Origin of the sequence: Leifsonia sp. A12D58 (assembly GCF_047530025.1) — a bacterium.
Taxonomy (GTDB): Bacteria; Actinomycetota; Actinomycetes; order Actinomycetales; family Microbacteriaceae; genus Cryobacterium.
This window is the reverse complement of record NZ_JBLJAT010000001.1, coordinates 133,146-147,693: the sequence shown is the minus strand read 5'-3', so window position 1 is coordinate 147,693 and position 14,548 is coordinate 133,146. Positions and strand designations below refer to the sequence as shown.

Here is a 14,548-nt window from a genome sequence, read left to right as displayed (position 1 = left end):
AGGGGTCCGCCGCGAGGTGTCCTCCCACAGCGAGTCCTCCACAGGCTGTCAGGCCGGAAAGGTATCCACAATTCACCACCTCAACTCGAAGATACTTTCGAAACTGGGATGATTGTGATATGAACTTCTCCACCGCTTCCTCGTCTCCGGCTCCCACTGTGGCGGCCGGAAAAGTCGTGGTGAGCTCATGACTCTCATCGCCCCAGATCCCGCAGCGGGCGGAGTCGCAGCCCTGGCGCGGCCGAGCTCTCTCCCCTCGACGCACTCGATCAGGCCCGCCAGCTCTGTTCCGCGGCCCTGGCGCGCATCGATTTCGACCGTCTCGGCGATGACGACTCGATCAGGGCGCTGGGTTCGGTTGAAGCCCTCGGCCGTCTGGCCGATACGGCCCGTGTGTCGACAGCGACCACGGTGGAGCGTCGCTCCGCGAAGTGGCTGGGTAAGGATTCCCTGGCGCGCCAGCGTGGCTGTCACAACGGCAGCGAACTCATCACCGTGGTGACCCGTGTGTCCGGGCGCGAGGTGGCGCACCGGTTGAAGCTCGGCAAGCATGTGCTGCCCCGCCACGAACTCACCCAGATCCTGCCGCCCCTGTTCCCCGCGGTCGCTGCCGCCCTGGCTGGTGGCGAGCTGGGTTTGGACTCCGCTGAGGTGATCGTGACCGGCCTCGGTGAGCTGCGTTCCCGGGTAGATCCCGACCTGCTCGCCGCCGCCGAGTCCGCATTGGTCGCCGCCGCGACGGGCCACGAGTCGGCATTGACCGAGGGGATGCCGAACGCTGGGTTCGCGTTTGATGCGGACTCGATTCGCGGGCAGGTGACCGTGTGGGCAGCCCGTCTCGACCCCGACGGGGTGGCGCCGAACGAGGATATTTTTGAGGCACGCAGCAACATCGGCTTCGGCCCATTCCGCAACGGCCTTTACCCGCTTCGGGGCGGGGTGACGCCGGAGCTGCGCGGCATCATGGACGGCATTACCGACACGTACCTCTCCGCGCACACGGAGACTCCGGGTAACGGTGGCCTCCTCCCGGATGCCCATCTAGCTGACCCTGACGGCGCTGCCGCACGAGCAGCAATCGCCCCTAAAGGCACCGGCGCTGACCGGGGCTCCGGCCCTGACTCCGACTCCGACTCCGACTCCGACTCCGACTCCGGCACAGACTCCGACTCCGCAGGCTTCACCGCCCCGCTGACCAGCGGCCCGGCGTTCCCGTCGGCTGCTGAGCAAGCCGCGGAGGCCGAGCGTCAAGCCCGCATCGATGCCGGTGACCTCCCGGACGACCCGATCGCGTTCGACGACCGGACTACCGGCGAGAAGCGCGCCGACATCCTCCGCGCCGTTTTCGATCACGCAGCCCGCGACCCACAGACACCGACGATGGGCGGGTCAGCCCCAACGGTCATGGTGCACGTGAATGCCCGCGATCTCGCCGACGACCACGGTGTCGGTTGGATCGACGGCGTCGAAGCGCCGGTCTCGATGCGCACGGTGAAGCAGATGATCTGCGCCGGTGGTTTTCAGGAGATCGTCCTTGGCGAGAACAACGAGGTCCTGGAGCTTGGCCACGAGGAACGGTTCTTCAACCGGAGGCAACGCCGGGCGATGGCCGCCCGCGACGGAGGATGCGCCATCCCCGGCTGCACCACCCCACCCGCCTGGACCGAAGGCCACCACGTGATCCCGTGGGTGATCAGTCAGAAAACAGACATCAGCAACGGAGTGCTCCTGTGTTGGTATCACCACCACAGCATTGAGACATCCGGTTGGAAACTTCGGATGGTGAACGGGTCACCTCAGGTGAAGGCACCGCCCTGGCTCGACCCGACTCGAACGTGGCGGCCAGGCGGACAACACCGCGCCAGTGCCAGCACGAGCACGAGCACGAGCACGAGCACCATTCCCTCGATCTAGCTACCGGGCGAACGCACGCACTGACCCGTTGACTCGACGACGAAGGGGCGACAGCCATTGCTGTCACCCCTTCGCTACATGCCGACTACGTCACACCGATCCGTGACGATTGCCGGCTGACACTTCACACCGTCAGACTGCGGCTACCGGCTACCGGCTACCGGCTACCGGCTACCGGCTACCGGCTACCGGCTACCGGCTACCGGCTACCGGCTACCGGCTACTTCACACTGCCGGCGGTCAATCCCCCGACGAGGCGCTTCTCGATCAGCATGAACAGCACAACTACAGGGATGATCGCCACGATCGAGACACCGAAGACGAAGTGCCAGCTTGTCTCGTATTGTCCGACGAACTTGGTCAGAGCCACGGACAACGGCTGGTTTCCTGCGGTGGAGAGGATCACGAGGCTGGCCGCGAACTCGTTCCAGCACGCCACGAACGTAAAGACGATCGCCGTGACGATGCCAGGCCAGACCAACGGCAGGTTGATCTTGAACAGCACCGTCAGACGCCCTGCCCCATCGATCTGGGCCGCCTCGTCAACTTCCTTCGGCACACTGGCAAAGAAGCTGTGCATGATCCAGGTCGCAAAAGACAGGTTGAACGCAGCGTTCACCAGGATCATCGCGAGCCAGGTGTCAGAGATTCCGAAGAAGCTGAGCTGACGGAAGAGTCCGGAAGTCAGCACTGCGGGCTGCAGCATCTGAGTGACGATGACCAGGAAGAGGAAGACCATCCGGCCAGGGAATCTGAACCGCGCCGTGTAGTACGCCGCGGGCAGCGCCACCAACAACACGAGGAGCGTGGCGAAAACCGCGATGACAATCGTCGAGATCAGGTTCTGCACCAGAGGCGTCTCTGGTGTCGACCACATGTTGATGTAGTTCTCCCAGTGCCACTCGGTGGGGAAATACGTTGGATCCACCGAACGAATCTCGCTCTTGGTCTTCACCGAGCCGAAGAACATGATCAGATACGGGATCACGAAGATGATGAGCACGACGAAGCCGGCCGCCATCCGAAGCACAACCCGGCCGAGCGTCACCTGATCTTCGGTGTAGCGCTTGCGGCGACGCTTGGGGCGCTGGTCCGAGGGCGTCGCCGGACGAGCGGATGTCGCCGGATCGGTGGAGGTCGGCTGGGTCGATGAGGTGAGAGCGGTCATCTCAGACCTCCTTCATGGGCTTGACGAGCTTCACGTAGATCGCAACGATCACGATGACGATCAGGAACGCGACAACGCTGAGCGCACTGGCAACGTCGATCTTGTGCTCGTTCTGGATGTATTTGAAGATCATGGTCATCACGGTGTCCGCGTCGTATCCCGGTATCGACCCGGTCATGGTCTTCAGGATCGGTAACGAGTTGAACACGTTGATGATGTTGATCAGGATCGCCACTGACAGAGCGCCACGCAGCTGCGGCAACACGATGCCGAAGTACGTGCGTACCGGGCCGGCGCCATCCATCTTCGCTGCCTCAAGCACGTCCCCTGGCACTGTCTGGAGACCAGCGAGGATCGTATATGTGGTGAACGGCAACGACACGAAGATTGCGATACCGATCGACCAGCTGAATGCGCTGACGGCATTCTTGGTCCATCCATACGGTTCGTCGATCAGGTTGATGTCGACAAGGAACTTATTGATGATGCCGATGTAGCCCTCGAGGCCGTAGTAGATCACGAGCGTTGTCATCACGACGCTCGCTGCCCACGGGATGATCACGGCGAGTCGAACGAGCTGTCGGCCCGGGAACGCCTTGTTCAGCAGCTGGGCGAGCCCCAGCGAGAGGATCACCGTGATGCTGACGACCGCGACGACCCAGATGACGGTACGGATCATGATTCCGCCGAGCGGCTCAAAGTCGAGCAGCGTCTGATAATTGGCGAATCCGACAGAGCCCTTATCGACACCACTCATACTGATGTCACGAGTCGAGTTGTAGAACATCACCCCGGCGGGGAACAAAACGATTCCGAAGATCAGAATGAGTGCTGGACCGATCCAGGGCAATGCACCCAGCAGATCTGTGAATCGTGTTCCGGCCCGAGCCTTGGCGCGTGCGCCGTCAGCCCCGCGTCGGGGGCGGCCTGCGGCCACCCCCGACTGGGTCGGTGTTTTCTGGATAGTTTCAGTCATGTCCGTCAATCACCGGTATTCGTTGTGTTCTGTGATCAGGTAGCGACGCGTGCTGGTTAGCCTGCGTCTGACTTCGCCTGGATCTCGGTGAGGACTGCCTGAGCGTCCTTACCCTGAGCGAGCTGGCCGACGAGGCTCTTGAACGCAGCATCCGTTGCAGACCAGTTGGGGTTGGTGCTCGGGTAGAACTGTGCGTCAGGCAATGCCGCGAGGAACGGCGCGAGGTCTGCTTCGCCACTGAGCTGTTCCGCGCCGGACTTGGTGGTCGGCAGGAACTTCTCGGTGGTGACCCAGTTCACATACTGATCAGGCGTGTAGAAGAAGTCGAGGAACTTGGTGATGGCTTCCTGCTTCTTGTCGTCATTCTTGAACGCCATCAGGTGGTCAGCAACGCCGAGCGTGAATCCTGAGCCGTCGACGGTCGGAATCGGGTTGATCGAGTAGTTCAGTTCTGGGTTGGCGTCAGCGATCTGGCCGACTGTCGGCGGCAGGCCGATGATCATGCCGATCTTGCCCTGGACGAACACGTCCATCAGCGGGCTGCGGTCAGTTGCACCGGCATCCGGCTGCGTTGCACCGGCGTCAACCATCGTCTGGATGAACTGGGCACCCTTGAGGTTCTCGGGGGTGTCGATTGTGATCTCGCTGGCATCGCCGAAGCCGCCGCCTGCACCGTAGAACCAGATTGCGCTTTCGGCTTGTGCCTCTTCAGAACCAAGGGGCATGCCATAACCGGCGACGCCGCCACCGATGGCCGCAACCTTGGTCGCCGCGTCAAGCAGTTCATCCCAGGTCGTGGGCACTGCTGCAACACCGGCCTGCTTGAGCAGATCCTCATTGACGAAGAGCGCGCGAGCGGATGCGATCAGCGGAGCGCCGTACTGCACGCCATCGACCGAGGATGCCGTCACGAACGAGTCCTGGAAGTCAGCGAGGGTGTCAGCCGATACCACGTCCTTGATCGGGTAGAGCAGGTCGTCGGCCGCAAAGCCAGCGAACGGGCCACCGTTCATGATGTCGGGTGCCTTGCCAGCAGCCACCTTGGTGGTGATGACATCGTTGAGGTTGTCCCACGACTGAACTTCGAGGTTGACGGTGATGTCGCTATTCTCGGCTTCGAAGTCATCGATGACGCCTTCCCAGAGGCCCTGGGTGTTGTCTGAATAACTAGGGACGAGCAGATCGATCGACGTAGCCGAATCTGAGCCGCTTGCTGTGCCGCCGCCGAATCCGCACGATGCGAGCGACAGGGTGGCCAGCGTTGCAGTTGCAACGATGCCTCCGATGCGCAGGGACTTCTTCATGTGATGCTTCCTCACTCTTGGATGGACCCCGTCACGAAATCGCCTCACGCGACGGTGCGTGCAGTCCGCGCTCACCCTGACCCGACGCTGCGGATACGTGATGATTGATGACTGTTTAGATAGCTAAACAATCAAGACCGTTCAGCTATCGCCACAGCATGTCGTGATTCGAATTCACCGTCAATAGGGCAGTAGTAATTTGTTACCCGTCCTTAATATTTCGGAAAAGAATGACTTAGTGATCGCTAGTGAGGGGTTACGATCATAAGTAATCACTAACCTTCACGATTTGGTCGATATGGGTTTCCGACTGGAATTCCCGGAGTCGACCGATCCACGCCCGGCCAAGGAGCATTTCCATGACGATTACCGCAGAGCACATGGCAACCGAATTGGCGTCACAGCCAGAGACCTGGGCGCGCGCCATCGCTCTTCGCGATGAGCAGGCACTGCTGCCGGCATCCGGTCGCAAGGTCGCCATCGTCGGCTGTGGAACGTCGTGGTTCATGGCTCAGGCCTATGCGGCGCTCCGCGAGAGCGGTGGACACGGCGTCACTGACGCTTTCGCCGCATCGGAGGCCTTCGTCAACCGCGACTATGACGACATCATCGCGCTCACCCGCTCGGGCACAACGAGCGAAGTACTCGAGCTCGTCGGAGCCCAGCGCGGCAAGACCAACATCATCGGGATCGTGGGCGACACGACCTCGCCGTTCGTCAACGAGGTCGACACTTTGATTGCGCTTCCGTTCGCCGACGAGCAGTCGGTCGTGCAGACCCGCTTCGCCACCACAGCACTCGCATTCCTGCGGGCCTCCCTCGGTGAAGACCTCACCAAGGCAGTAGCGGATGCCGAGATCGCGGTCGCAGATGACCTCGACGATGACCTGATCAATGCCGAGCAGTACACCTTCCTCGGCCGCGGCTGGAGCGTCGGACTCGCCCACGAAGCAGCACTCAAGATGCGTGAGGCCTCGCAGTCCTGGACCGAGTCGTATCCCGCGATGGAGTACCGCCACGGACCGATCAGTATCGCAGCCCCCGGCCGCGTCACCTGGATGTTCGGTGCAGCTCCCACCGGGATTGAAGCCGACGTGAACGCCACTGGAGCCCGCTTCGTTTCCAGCGATCTCGACCCGCTCGCTGAGCTCGTTCGGGCGCAGAAACTCGCACTCCTGCGTGCTCGCGCCAAGGGCCTGAACCCCGACCTTCCCCGCAACCTCACGCGTTCTGTCATCCTCGACTAGTGAATACCAGCGCGACGAGCATCGATCAGACTCCCACAATCGGCATGGGCGGCGCAGTTGTCGCGTTCGACGTGGGCGGTACTGACACCAAGGCGGCGCTCTTCGACGCATCAGGAACCATGCTCGGTCTCAGCCGTACTCCGACCCCGCACAAGGGGTCGGAGACGGCGACCGCAGTGGTCGACCGACTTCACGAGCTCACAGAGGGATTCGCCCGCGACTTCCCGGACGTGACGCCAGCGGCCGCCGGTTTCCTGGTACCAGGCCTGGTTGATGACGAGCAGGGAATCGGTATCCACGCCGCCAACCTCAACTGGACCAACGTTCATTTCAAGCAGCTGGCCGAAGACCGACTCGGTCTTCCTGTGACGTTCTCCCACGACGTGCGCGGTGCGGGCAAGGCCGAGTTCTTGCTCGGCGCTGCAGAACCGTTTCGGGATGTGGTGGTGCTGGTGATCGGTACCGGCATTGCGAGTGCGCTGTTTCTCGGTGGGCGCGCCCATCTGGCTGACGGCTACGCCGGCGAGATAGGACACTCAATTGTCGACCCTGACGGCCCGCTCTGCCCCTGTGGCGCCACCGGCTGCCTCGAGGCGATCGCATCCGCCGGCGCCATCGCCCGCATCTACGCCGAGCGAAGCGGTGTCACTCCAGATGGCGCGAAGGATGTACTGCAGCGAGCAGCAGCGGGCGACCCCGTCGCCGAAGCTGTCTGGAATGAAGCGCTCGACGCTCTTGCGCTCAGCATTGCCCAGCTCGCCGCCGTTATCGCCCCACAAGCAATCGTCATCGGCGGCGGACTCGCGCAGGCAGGCGACGCACTTTTCGTTCCACTCCGCGCGCGAGTTGATGCCCAGCTCAGCTTCCACCGCCGCCCAGAACTCATTCCGGCCAGGATCGGCGAGAATGCCGGTCTGATCGGCGCTGCGCTGCTTGCCAGAGAACTCGCAGAACGAATCGCAGGAGCCTCATCGTGATCGTTACCGTCACCCCTAATCCCGCACTCGACCTCACCTACCTGGTTCCCGCCATAGAACTGGGTGAGACCCATCGGGTGCCGACCGCCGAGGCGCGTGCAGGAGGCAAAAGCCTGAACGTCGCGCGGGTGCTCCACCAGCAGGGCCACCAGGCGCTGGCTATCAGCGTCGCTGGCGGACTCACCGGCAAGGAGTTTGCCAGGGAACTTGCTGCCAGCGGTGTTCCCCACCGCATCGTCGCGGTGCAGGCCGCCACCCGGCGCACGATCGCCCTCGTCGACGAGAAACATGCCCAAACGAGCATATTTAACGAGTTCGGCGAAGATCACAGCCCGGCAGAGTGGCAACGTCTCACCAACGCAACCCAGGCGGCACTCGAACAAGCACGCTGTCTGGTCGGATCCGGCAGTCTGCCGCTCGGCGCAGATCCCGATTTCTATCCCGAACTGGTCAGGGCGGCCACGTCGCTCGAGATCGCTTCGGTCATCGACACCTCTGGTCCGGCCCTGCTGGCCGCCGCCGAGGCCGGAGCCACTGTCTTGAAGCCCAATCGACATGAGCTTGTCGAGGCGACGGGTGACGCGGATCCCGTGCGGGCTGCGCGCAGCCTGTTGCAGCGCGGGGCATCGCTCGTCCTGGTCTCCCTCGGCGAAGACGGCATGATCGCCGTGTCGCGTGAAGATCCGAAGCATCCGCTGCGGGCACGACTCGGCCGCGTGCTCGACGGCAACCCGACAGGTGCGGGCGATGCTGCAGTCGCTGCCATCGCCGCCTGCCTCGCAGACGGAATCACCGACCCTGAACAGATCTTGCGCCTGGCCACTGCCTGGTCAGCAGCCGCTGTGCTGATGCCCCTGGCCGGCGAGATCTCCCCGCTACATGCCCAACTCGCCGACGAACTGACAATCGACACGACAGACAGGATCACAGAATGACCCTCGCCCCTACCCGCGAACTGATGGATGCAGCAGCAGCGGGTGGAACGGGGATCGGTGCCTTCAACGTCATCCACCTCGAAACGGCCGAGGCGCTGGTGGCCGCAGCCGAACTGGCCGGCCTGCCGGTGATCCTGCAGATCTCCGAGAACTGCTCGAACTTCCACGGCGGACTTGAGCCTGTCGCACTGGCCAGTCTCGCCCTCGCACAAGCAGCATCGGTACCTGTCGCACTGCACCTTGACCACGCAGAAGACGAACAGCTCGCGCTCCGCGCAATCGACCTCGGTTTCGGTTCCGTCATGTACGACGGCGCGCACCTCTCGTATGACGAGAATGTGGCTGCCACTCGTCGGGTGACCGAGTATGCCCACCGGGCCAACGTCTATGTCGAGGCAGAGCTCGGCAAAGTCGGCGGCAAGGACGGCGCGCACGCGCCCGGCGTGCGCACCGACCCGGAAGAAGCTGTGGCATTTGTGGCAGCAACCGGTGTCGACGCATTGGCCGTCGCCGTCGGCTCGTCCCACGCCATGACCAGCCGTTCGGCGTCTCTTGATACCGACCTGATCGCCATCCTCCACGCCGCACTCGACGTGCCACTGGTACTGCACGGATCCTCCGGAGCATCGGACGAGCAGATCGTTGCAGCCATTTCGGCCGGCATGACGAAGATCAACGTATCGACCCACCTGAACGGATTCTTTACCGCGGCCATCCGGGAGTACCTGACGGCGAACCCCAGCGTCGTCGACTCGCGTAAATACGTGGCGGCGGGGCGCAAAGCAATCACCGGTGAGGCTGCCAGACTTCTAGAGTTGTTCGCACTACTACCAGGGACAACAGGGACAAGGGACTAGCCATGAATCGCGCCGAGCGCTTGAATGCCGTGCTCGACTTGCTGGCCGAAACCGGCCAGCTCGACGTCGACGACATCATCACCAAGCTGGATGTCTCAGCGGCCACGGCCCGCCGTGATCTCGACACCCTGGCCAGCCAACAGCTGCTGACCCGCACCCGCGGTGGGGCCATCGGACAATCGGTGGCATATGACCTGCCCATCCGTTACAAGAAAGAGCAGCACGCTCCCGAGAAGTTGCGAATTGCCCATGCTGCGAGTGCGCTCGTTCCTCGTGGCGCCGTCATCGGGCTCTGCGGTGGTACTACAAGCACCGCAATCGCCACCGTGCTCGGTGCCCGCGCCGACATCATGGAGGCTTCACCGCACTCCAGCCTGACTGTTGTCACAAACGCCATCAACATCGCCGCCCAGCTTGCGATGCGCCCGCAGATCAAGACTGTTGTCACCGGTGGCGTCCTGCACCCCCGCTCATACGAACTCGTCGGTCCGTACAGTGACATCGTGCTGGATAGGATCACGATGGACATCGCATTCATCGGCGTCAACGGCATCGACCCCATCGTGGGTCCGACTGTGCACGATGAGCGTGAGGCAGCGGTCAACTCACTGATGGCCCACCGCGCCTCCCGTGCGATCGTCGTGGCCGACTCGAGCAAGATCGGCCACAACGCCTTCGCCACCATGGGTTCGTCCAAGCTCTTCAACACGCTCATCACCGATGCCGGCATCACCGCCGAGCAACTCGCCGCCTTTGCAGAGAACGGCGTTGAGGTGATCGTCGCCACATGAGTGCCACTGTTGTCATTCACTCAGCAGCTCTCGTTTCAGGCGGGTCCATCACAGCGGATGCCTGGGTCGCCTTCGACGGCGACGTCGTCTCAGCCGTTGGTACCGGCGACGGCTGGCGTGCGCATGTCGCCGCGCCTGGGTCTGACGGCCTGGGAGCAGACGCTGCTACCACAGTTGTCACCGATGCCGCCGGACGCTGGCTCACCCCCGGGTTCGTCGATATCCACTGCCACGGTGCCGGCGGCAGCGCATTCGACGACGGTGCCGACGCCATCCGCACCGCGCTTGCCGTGCACCACGCGCACGGTACGACGCGCATCGTGCTTTCCCTCGTCACCGCAACCGTCGACGACCTGGAGACGCGCCTCGACGCGATCGCCACAGAAGCAGAGCAGAACCCGCTGATCCTCGGCGCGCACCTCGAGGGCCCGTTCCTCGACGATGCGTTCCGCGGTGCGCACAACCCCGCACTGCTGCGTGCCCCAAACGCCGATTCCATTGCCCGGCTGATCCGGGCAGGGCGCGGTCACATCCGCCAGATCACGCTGGCCCCCGAGCTCCCCGGTGCACCGGAGGCCATCGCCGCTTTGACGGATGCCGGCATCGCCGTCGCCGTCGGCCACAGTTCAACGGACTACGAGACGGCCCTCGCCGCCTTCGCCTCAGGGGCGTCGATCCTGACACATGCCTTCAACGGCATGCGAGGCATCCACCATCGTGCCCCCGGCCCGGTGTCCGCAGCAACGCACAGCGACAACGTCACGCTGGAGATCATCAACGACGGTGTCCACGTGCACCCTGAGGTCGTTCGACTGGCGTTCGCAGGAGCCCCGGGCCGAATCGCGCTGATCACCGACGCCATGGCAGCCACCGGCTCGACCGACGGCGCATACATGCTCGGAACCCTGGCCGTCACGGTCACCGATGGCGTCGCCCGCCTCACAGAAGGCGGCTCGATCGCCGGTTCGACGCTGACGCTCGACGAGGCGCTGCGCCGCGCGGTGAACGAGGTCGGCGTCAGTATCACCGACGCCATCACCGCGCTCACCGAAACACCGGCCCGCACGGTCGGACGCGCGCATGACCTCGGCCGCCTCGCGGTCGGCTACGCCGCGGACGCCGTGCTCCTGAGCGCCGCACTTGAAATCGACGAGGTTTACGCCGCCGGCATCCGCTTGCGCTAGCAGTGTCGAGCGATTGGTGAACCCAGGCCCGACTCGTTGATCGCGGTCGCGAAAACCGGAAACATTGTCGCAGAGAGCGCGATCTGTCCTGTATTTGGTTACCGTCGCTCGATTCATCCTGTATTAGGTACACGCTGTGTTCGCTACTCGCTGATCAGGATGCCCTTATAGAGTTGGCTCATGGAGGCGCGATCGATTGAACTTGGCAACGGAGTCAGAATTGCCTGCCACTTTTCGGGCGCCAAGAGCGGGCCAACAATGGTCTTGTTGCACGCGCTCGGGGAGCAGGCTGCCAGCTGGGCTGCGGTCGAGCCCACGTTCGCATCGCTGTTTCGAGTGGTGAACGTGGACTTGCGCGGGCATGGCGACAGTGACTGGCCGGGTGTCTACTCGTTCGAGCTCATGCGCGACGATGTCATCGAGGTCTTTGACGCCCTCGGCCTGCATGACGTTTTGCTCGTCGGTCACTCGATGGGAGGCACCGTCGCCTACCTCATCGCTCAGGCGCAGCCGGATCGGATCGCGCGATTAGTAGTCGAGGATGTCCCGCCGCCGTTCCCACGCACGCGTACGGCGCCCGCTCGTCCTGAGGGCGAGCTGGGGTTTGATTGGGCGGTCGTTCCCGCAATCGTTGAACAAGTCAACGACCCCACCCGCAGGTGGTGGACGCGTTTGCCTGACATCGTGTCGCCCACGCTGCTTATCGGTGGCGGTCCCACGAGCCATGTCCCGCAGGAACTACTCGTAGAAGTATCTGGGCTCATCCCCAACTGCACTCTCGTCGCAATACCGGCTGGTCATAACGTCCACGAGACGCGTCCGAACGAGTTCGCCGACGTCGTCCTGCGGTGGCTGGACGACACGGACGCTGTTTCCCTCTAGGCCAGACGGCGCCGGCGCATGACGACGTCGCTGACGACCACGAGGGTGAGCGACGCGAGAAGGATACCCACGTAGACGAACGGGAGCGCCGACAGTCCGGCCACTTCGAGCAGGCCAGCACCGAGCAATGCTCCACCGCCGATGCCCGCGTTGAAGGCCGAGGTGTAGAAGGCGCTGGCGGCATCCCTGATTCGGGGAGACGCTGTGTGCAGCAGTCGGGTCTGCAGCATCGCGGGGATACCGCCAAACGCGATGCCCCAGAGCACGAACGCGCCAATGGCGACGGGCAGGGTGGCCGTGAGAATGGCAAGCACCGTCACGCTGACCGCGCAGACCGCGAGGAAGATCACAAGACCCGCCTGAGGACGCGGACCGAACACCGTTCCGGAGAGCAGAAGTCCGACCGCGCCTGCGATACCGTACGCAAACAGGAGCGGAGCGATCGCCGAGCTGTCGACGCCCATGCCGTCGATGAGGTACGGCGCGATGTACGTGTAGAACGTGTAGTGGCCGATCATGGTGAGGCCTGTGATCGAGCAGAGCAGCACGACGGCCATCATGCTCGGGTCGCGCCAGATGCCACGGTCGGTGGATGCGGGGGTGTCTGTGGCCGGCTTTGTCGCGGCTTCGGCGCGCTCCCGCTTTTGCTTCGCACCGAAGTGCTCGACGGGCGGGAGGCACTTCCACACGATGACGGCGCCGACAAGCATGAGCACGGCCAGCAGCCCGAACGACTGGCGCCAGCCGAGCAGCTGCCCGGCCGCCGTGGCCAGCGGCACACCGAAGACGAAGGCCAGGGTGCCACCGGCGACCGTGATCGACACCGCTCGACCGATCTGTTCCTTCGGCACCAGGTGTCCGGCGTATGCGCCGACTACGGCCCAGAACAGACCGTGGGCCAGACCGCCGATGATCCGGGAGGCGATGACGAACTCGTAGCTCGGCGCGATTGCCGTCAGCACATTGCTGATGGCGAAGACGATAAGCACCGTGACGATAAGTCCGTGCCGCGGCAGGGTACGGGTCAGGTGGGTCATGGGCGCCGTGGTCAGAACGACGGTGAAAGCGAACCAGGTGACCAGCAGGCCCACCTGGGATTCGCTGACGCCCAGGCTCTTGCTCATATCCGGCAGCAGGCCGGTAGGCAGCATCTCAGACGTGACGGAGAGGAAGACGGCAGCTGCCAGGGTGATCAATCCGAGCCAGGGAAACGGCTTCGCATCGGCAGGCGCGGACAGAGGAAGGATTTTTGACATAGAGATCAGTGCTCGCGAACGGCGGATCTTGCACGCCCGTCGTGACAGGCCCAAAATCGACTGCGCGCCAACGTGCGCGCCCGGGGCCAACGTGTTGCGTCGACCAAGAAACAGTGTACCCGACGACGTCGTGCGGCCAGAAAATACGCGGGGCCGGTAATCTGGCTTGATGACTTCTTCGTCGCACATTGCATCCACCCCGGCGGGCGCTCACCACCACTGGGTGATCTCACTCGTGTGTGCAGACCAGCCGGGAATCGTGCATGCGGTCAGCGGTGCCATCGTCAACGCCCGCGGCAACATCACGGAGAGCCAGCAGTTTTCAAGCGCAGACACCGGGCGTTTCTTCATTCGGCTCCAGGTGGAATCCCCTGCCGAGCGTGCCGAGATCGAGGCAGAACTGGCACCCGTCATTGAGCGCTACGGCATGCACTCGATCATCGATGTCGTCGGACGCCCGCTTCGTACCCTGGTGCTGGCCTCCACAGCCGGACACTGCGTCAACGACCTATTGTTCCGCCAACGCGCGGGGCAGCTCGCCGTCGAAGTTCCCCTGGTGCTCAGCAACCACGGCACATTGCGCGACCTCGTCGGTTTCTACGGGGTGCCGTTCGAGTCACACCCGGTAACGGATGCCGCGAGCAAAGCAGCGTTCGAAACCCGCATCATCGAGGCAGTCGATGAGCACGACATCGAGCTCGTCGTACTCGCCAGGTACATGCAGATCCTCTCCCCTGAACTCTGCGAACGCCTCGAAGGCATGGCCATCAACATCCACCACTCGTTCCTGCCCGGCTTCAAGGGCGCGAACCCGTACAGGCAGGCACACGCCCGCGGCGTCAAGCTGATCGGCGCGACGGCCCACTTCGTCACGAGCGACCTCGATGAGGGTCCGATCATCGAGCAGAATGTGGTGCGCGTCGACCATTCCCGCAGCCCGGGAGAACTCGTGGCCATCGGTCAGGACGAAGAGAGCCGTACTCTGACGCAGGCAGTGAAGTGGTTCGCCGAGAACCGCATCCTGCGAGACGGCGCCCGCACAATCATCTTCCGCTAG

General features: G+C 63.4%; 13 protein-coding genes. 9 read left to right on the top strand and 4 right to left on the bottom strand.

The features are described from left to right. The first annotated feature begins 393 nt into the window (after window positions 1–393). Window positions 394–1,914, top strand: coding sequence for a DUF222 domain-containing protein (locus tag ACMT3I_RS00730; protein ID WP_414802528.1), 1,521 nt, complete (start codon window positions 394–396; stop codon window positions 1,912–1,914). Between the two features lie 220 nt (window positions 1,915–2,134). Here ACMT3I_RS00730 and ACMT3I_RS00725 read toward each other — a convergent pair whose 3' ends face one another. The 3 genes from ACMT3I_RS00725 to ACMT3I_RS00715 are packed head-to-tail and all read right to left on the bottom strand — an operon-like array spanning window position 2,135 to window position 5,362. After that, entirely contained in the window at window positions 2,135–3,082 is a 948-nt protein-coding gene (locus tag ACMT3I_RS00725; RefSeq protein ID WP_414802527.1) for a carbohydrate ABC transporter permease, read from the bottom strand. Between the two features lies 1 nt (window position 3,083). Beyond that, window positions 3,084–4,058, bottom strand: a complete 975-nt coding sequence (locus ACMT3I_RS00720; protein WP_414802526.1) for a carbohydrate ABC transporter permease — start codon at window positions 4,056–4,058, stop codon at window positions 3,084–3,086. A gap of 56 nt (window positions 4,059–4,114) precedes the next feature. Beyond that, complete coding sequence (locus ACMT3I_RS00715; protein ID WP_414802525.1) at window positions 4,115–5,362, bottom strand: extracellular solute-binding protein; 1,248 nt, start codon at window positions 5,360–5,362, stop codon at window positions 4,115–4,117. Between the two features lie 359 nt (window positions 5,363–5,721). On the opposite strand from ACMT3I_RS00715, the gene ACMT3I_RS00710 reads away from it, so the two are divergent. From ACMT3I_RS00710 to ACMT3I_RS00680, 7 genes are all read left to right on the top strand, one after another. Further along, window positions 5,722–6,609 (top strand): SIS domain-containing protein, encoded by an 888-nt coding sequence (locus ACMT3I_RS00710; RefSeq protein ID WP_414802524.1) that lies wholly within the window; start codon window positions 5,722–5,724, stop codon window positions 6,607–6,609. Beyond that, on the top strand, window positions 6,609–7,586 hold the full coding sequence (locus ACMT3I_RS00705; RefSeq protein ID WP_414802523.1) for an ROK family protein: 978 nt from the start codon (window positions 6,609–6,611) through the stop codon (window positions 7,584–7,586). The genes ACMT3I_RS00710 and ACMT3I_RS00705 overlap by 1 nt, the downstream gene beginning before the upstream one ends. Further along, on the top strand, window positions 7,583–8,521 hold the full coding sequence (locus tag ACMT3I_RS00700; protein WP_414802522.1) for a 1-phosphofructokinase family hexose kinase: 939 nt from the start codon (window positions 7,583–7,585) through the stop codon (window positions 8,519–8,521). Before ACMT3I_RS00705 ends, ACMT3I_RS00700 begins: the two co-directional genes overlap by 4 nt. Continuing rightward, entirely contained in the window at window positions 8,518–9,378 is an 861-nt protein-coding gene (locus tag ACMT3I_RS00695; protein WP_414802521.1) for a class II fructose-bisphosphate aldolase, read from the top strand. Before ACMT3I_RS00700 ends, ACMT3I_RS00695 begins: the two co-directional genes overlap by 4 nt. Window positions 9,379–9,380: 2 nt before the next feature. After that, on the top strand, window positions 9,381–10,169 hold the full coding sequence (locus ACMT3I_RS00690) for a DeoR/GlpR family DNA-binding transcription regulator (protein ID WP_414802520.1): 789 nt from the start codon (window positions 9,381–9,383) through the stop codon (window positions 10,167–10,169). Further along, on the top strand, window positions 10,166–11,353 hold the full coding sequence (nagA, locus tag ACMT3I_RS00685; RefSeq protein ID WP_414802519.1) for an N-acetylglucosamine-6-phosphate deacetylase: 1,188 nt from the start codon (window positions 10,166–10,168) through the stop codon (window positions 11,351–11,353). The genes ACMT3I_RS00690 and nagA overlap by 4 nt, the downstream gene beginning before the upstream one ends. Before the next feature lie 180 nt (window positions 11,354–11,533). Then, window positions 11,534–12,235, top strand: coding sequence for an alpha/beta fold hydrolase (locus tag ACMT3I_RS00680; protein ID WP_414802518.1), 702 nt, complete (start codon window positions 11,534–11,536; stop codon window positions 12,233–12,235). On the opposite strand, the gene ACMT3I_RS00675 is transcribed toward ACMT3I_RS00680, so the two are convergent. Beyond that, window positions 12,232–13,491 carry an MFS transporter gene (locus tag ACMT3I_RS00675; protein WP_414802517.1) on the bottom strand — a complete coding sequence of 420 codons (1,260 nt, stop codon included), beginning with the start codon at window positions 13,489–13,491 and terminating at the stop codon, window positions 12,232–12,234. The genes ACMT3I_RS00680 and ACMT3I_RS00675 overlap by 4 nt on opposite strands. Window positions 13,492–13,660: 169 nt before the next feature. On the opposite strand from ACMT3I_RS00675, the gene purU reads away from it, so the two are divergent. Next, window positions 13,661–14,548, top strand: coding sequence for a formyltetrahydrofolate deformylase (gene purU / locus ACMT3I_RS00670; protein WP_414802516.1), 888 nt, complete (start codon window positions 13,661–13,663; stop codon window positions 14,546–14,548).

What these genes read in the sequence shown, in the direction of transcription:
- ACMT3I_RS00725 (WP_414802527.1), bottom strand. Translation starts at nt 3,082, where the DNA reads ATGACCGCTCTCACCTCATCGACCCAGCCGACCTCCACCGATCCGGCG.
- ACMT3I_RS00720 (WP_414802526.1), bottom strand. Translation starts at nt 4,058, where the DNA reads ATGACTGAAACTATCCAGAAAACACCGACCCAGTCGGGGGTGGCCGCA.
- ACMT3I_RS00715 (WP_414802525.1), bottom strand. Translation starts at nt 5,362, where the DNA reads ATGAAGAAGTCCCTGCGCATCGGAGGCATCGTTGCAACTGCAACGCTG.
- ACMT3I_RS00710 (WP_414802524.1), top strand. Translation starts at nt 5,722, where the DNA reads ATGACGATTACCGCAGAGCACATGGCAACCGAATTGGCGTCACAGCCA.
- ACMT3I_RS00695 (WP_414802521.1), top strand. Translation starts at nt 8,518, where the DNA reads ATGACCCTCGCCCCTACCCGCGAACTGATGGATGCAGCAGCAGCGGGT.
- ACMT3I_RS00690 (WP_414802520.1), top strand. Translation starts at nt 9,381, where the DNA reads ATGAATCGCGCCGAGCGCTTGAATGCCGTGCTCGACTTGCTGGCCGAA.
- nagA (WP_414802519.1), top strand. Translation starts at nt 10,166, where the DNA reads ATGAGTGCCACTGTTGTCATTCACTCAGCAGCTCTCGTTTCAGGCGGG.
- ACMT3I_RS00680 (WP_414802518.1), top strand. Translation starts at nt 11,534, where the DNA reads ATGGAGGCGCGATCGATTGAACTTGGCAACGGAGTCAGAATTGCCTGC.
- ACMT3I_RS00675 (WP_414802517.1), bottom strand. Translation starts at nt 13,491, where the DNA reads ATGTCAAAAATCCTTCCTCTGTCCGCGCCTGCCGATGCGAAGCCGTTT.
- purU (WP_414802516.1), top strand. Translation starts at nt 13,661, where the DNA reads ATGACTTCTTCGTCGCACATTGCATCCACCCCGGCGGGCGCTCACCAC.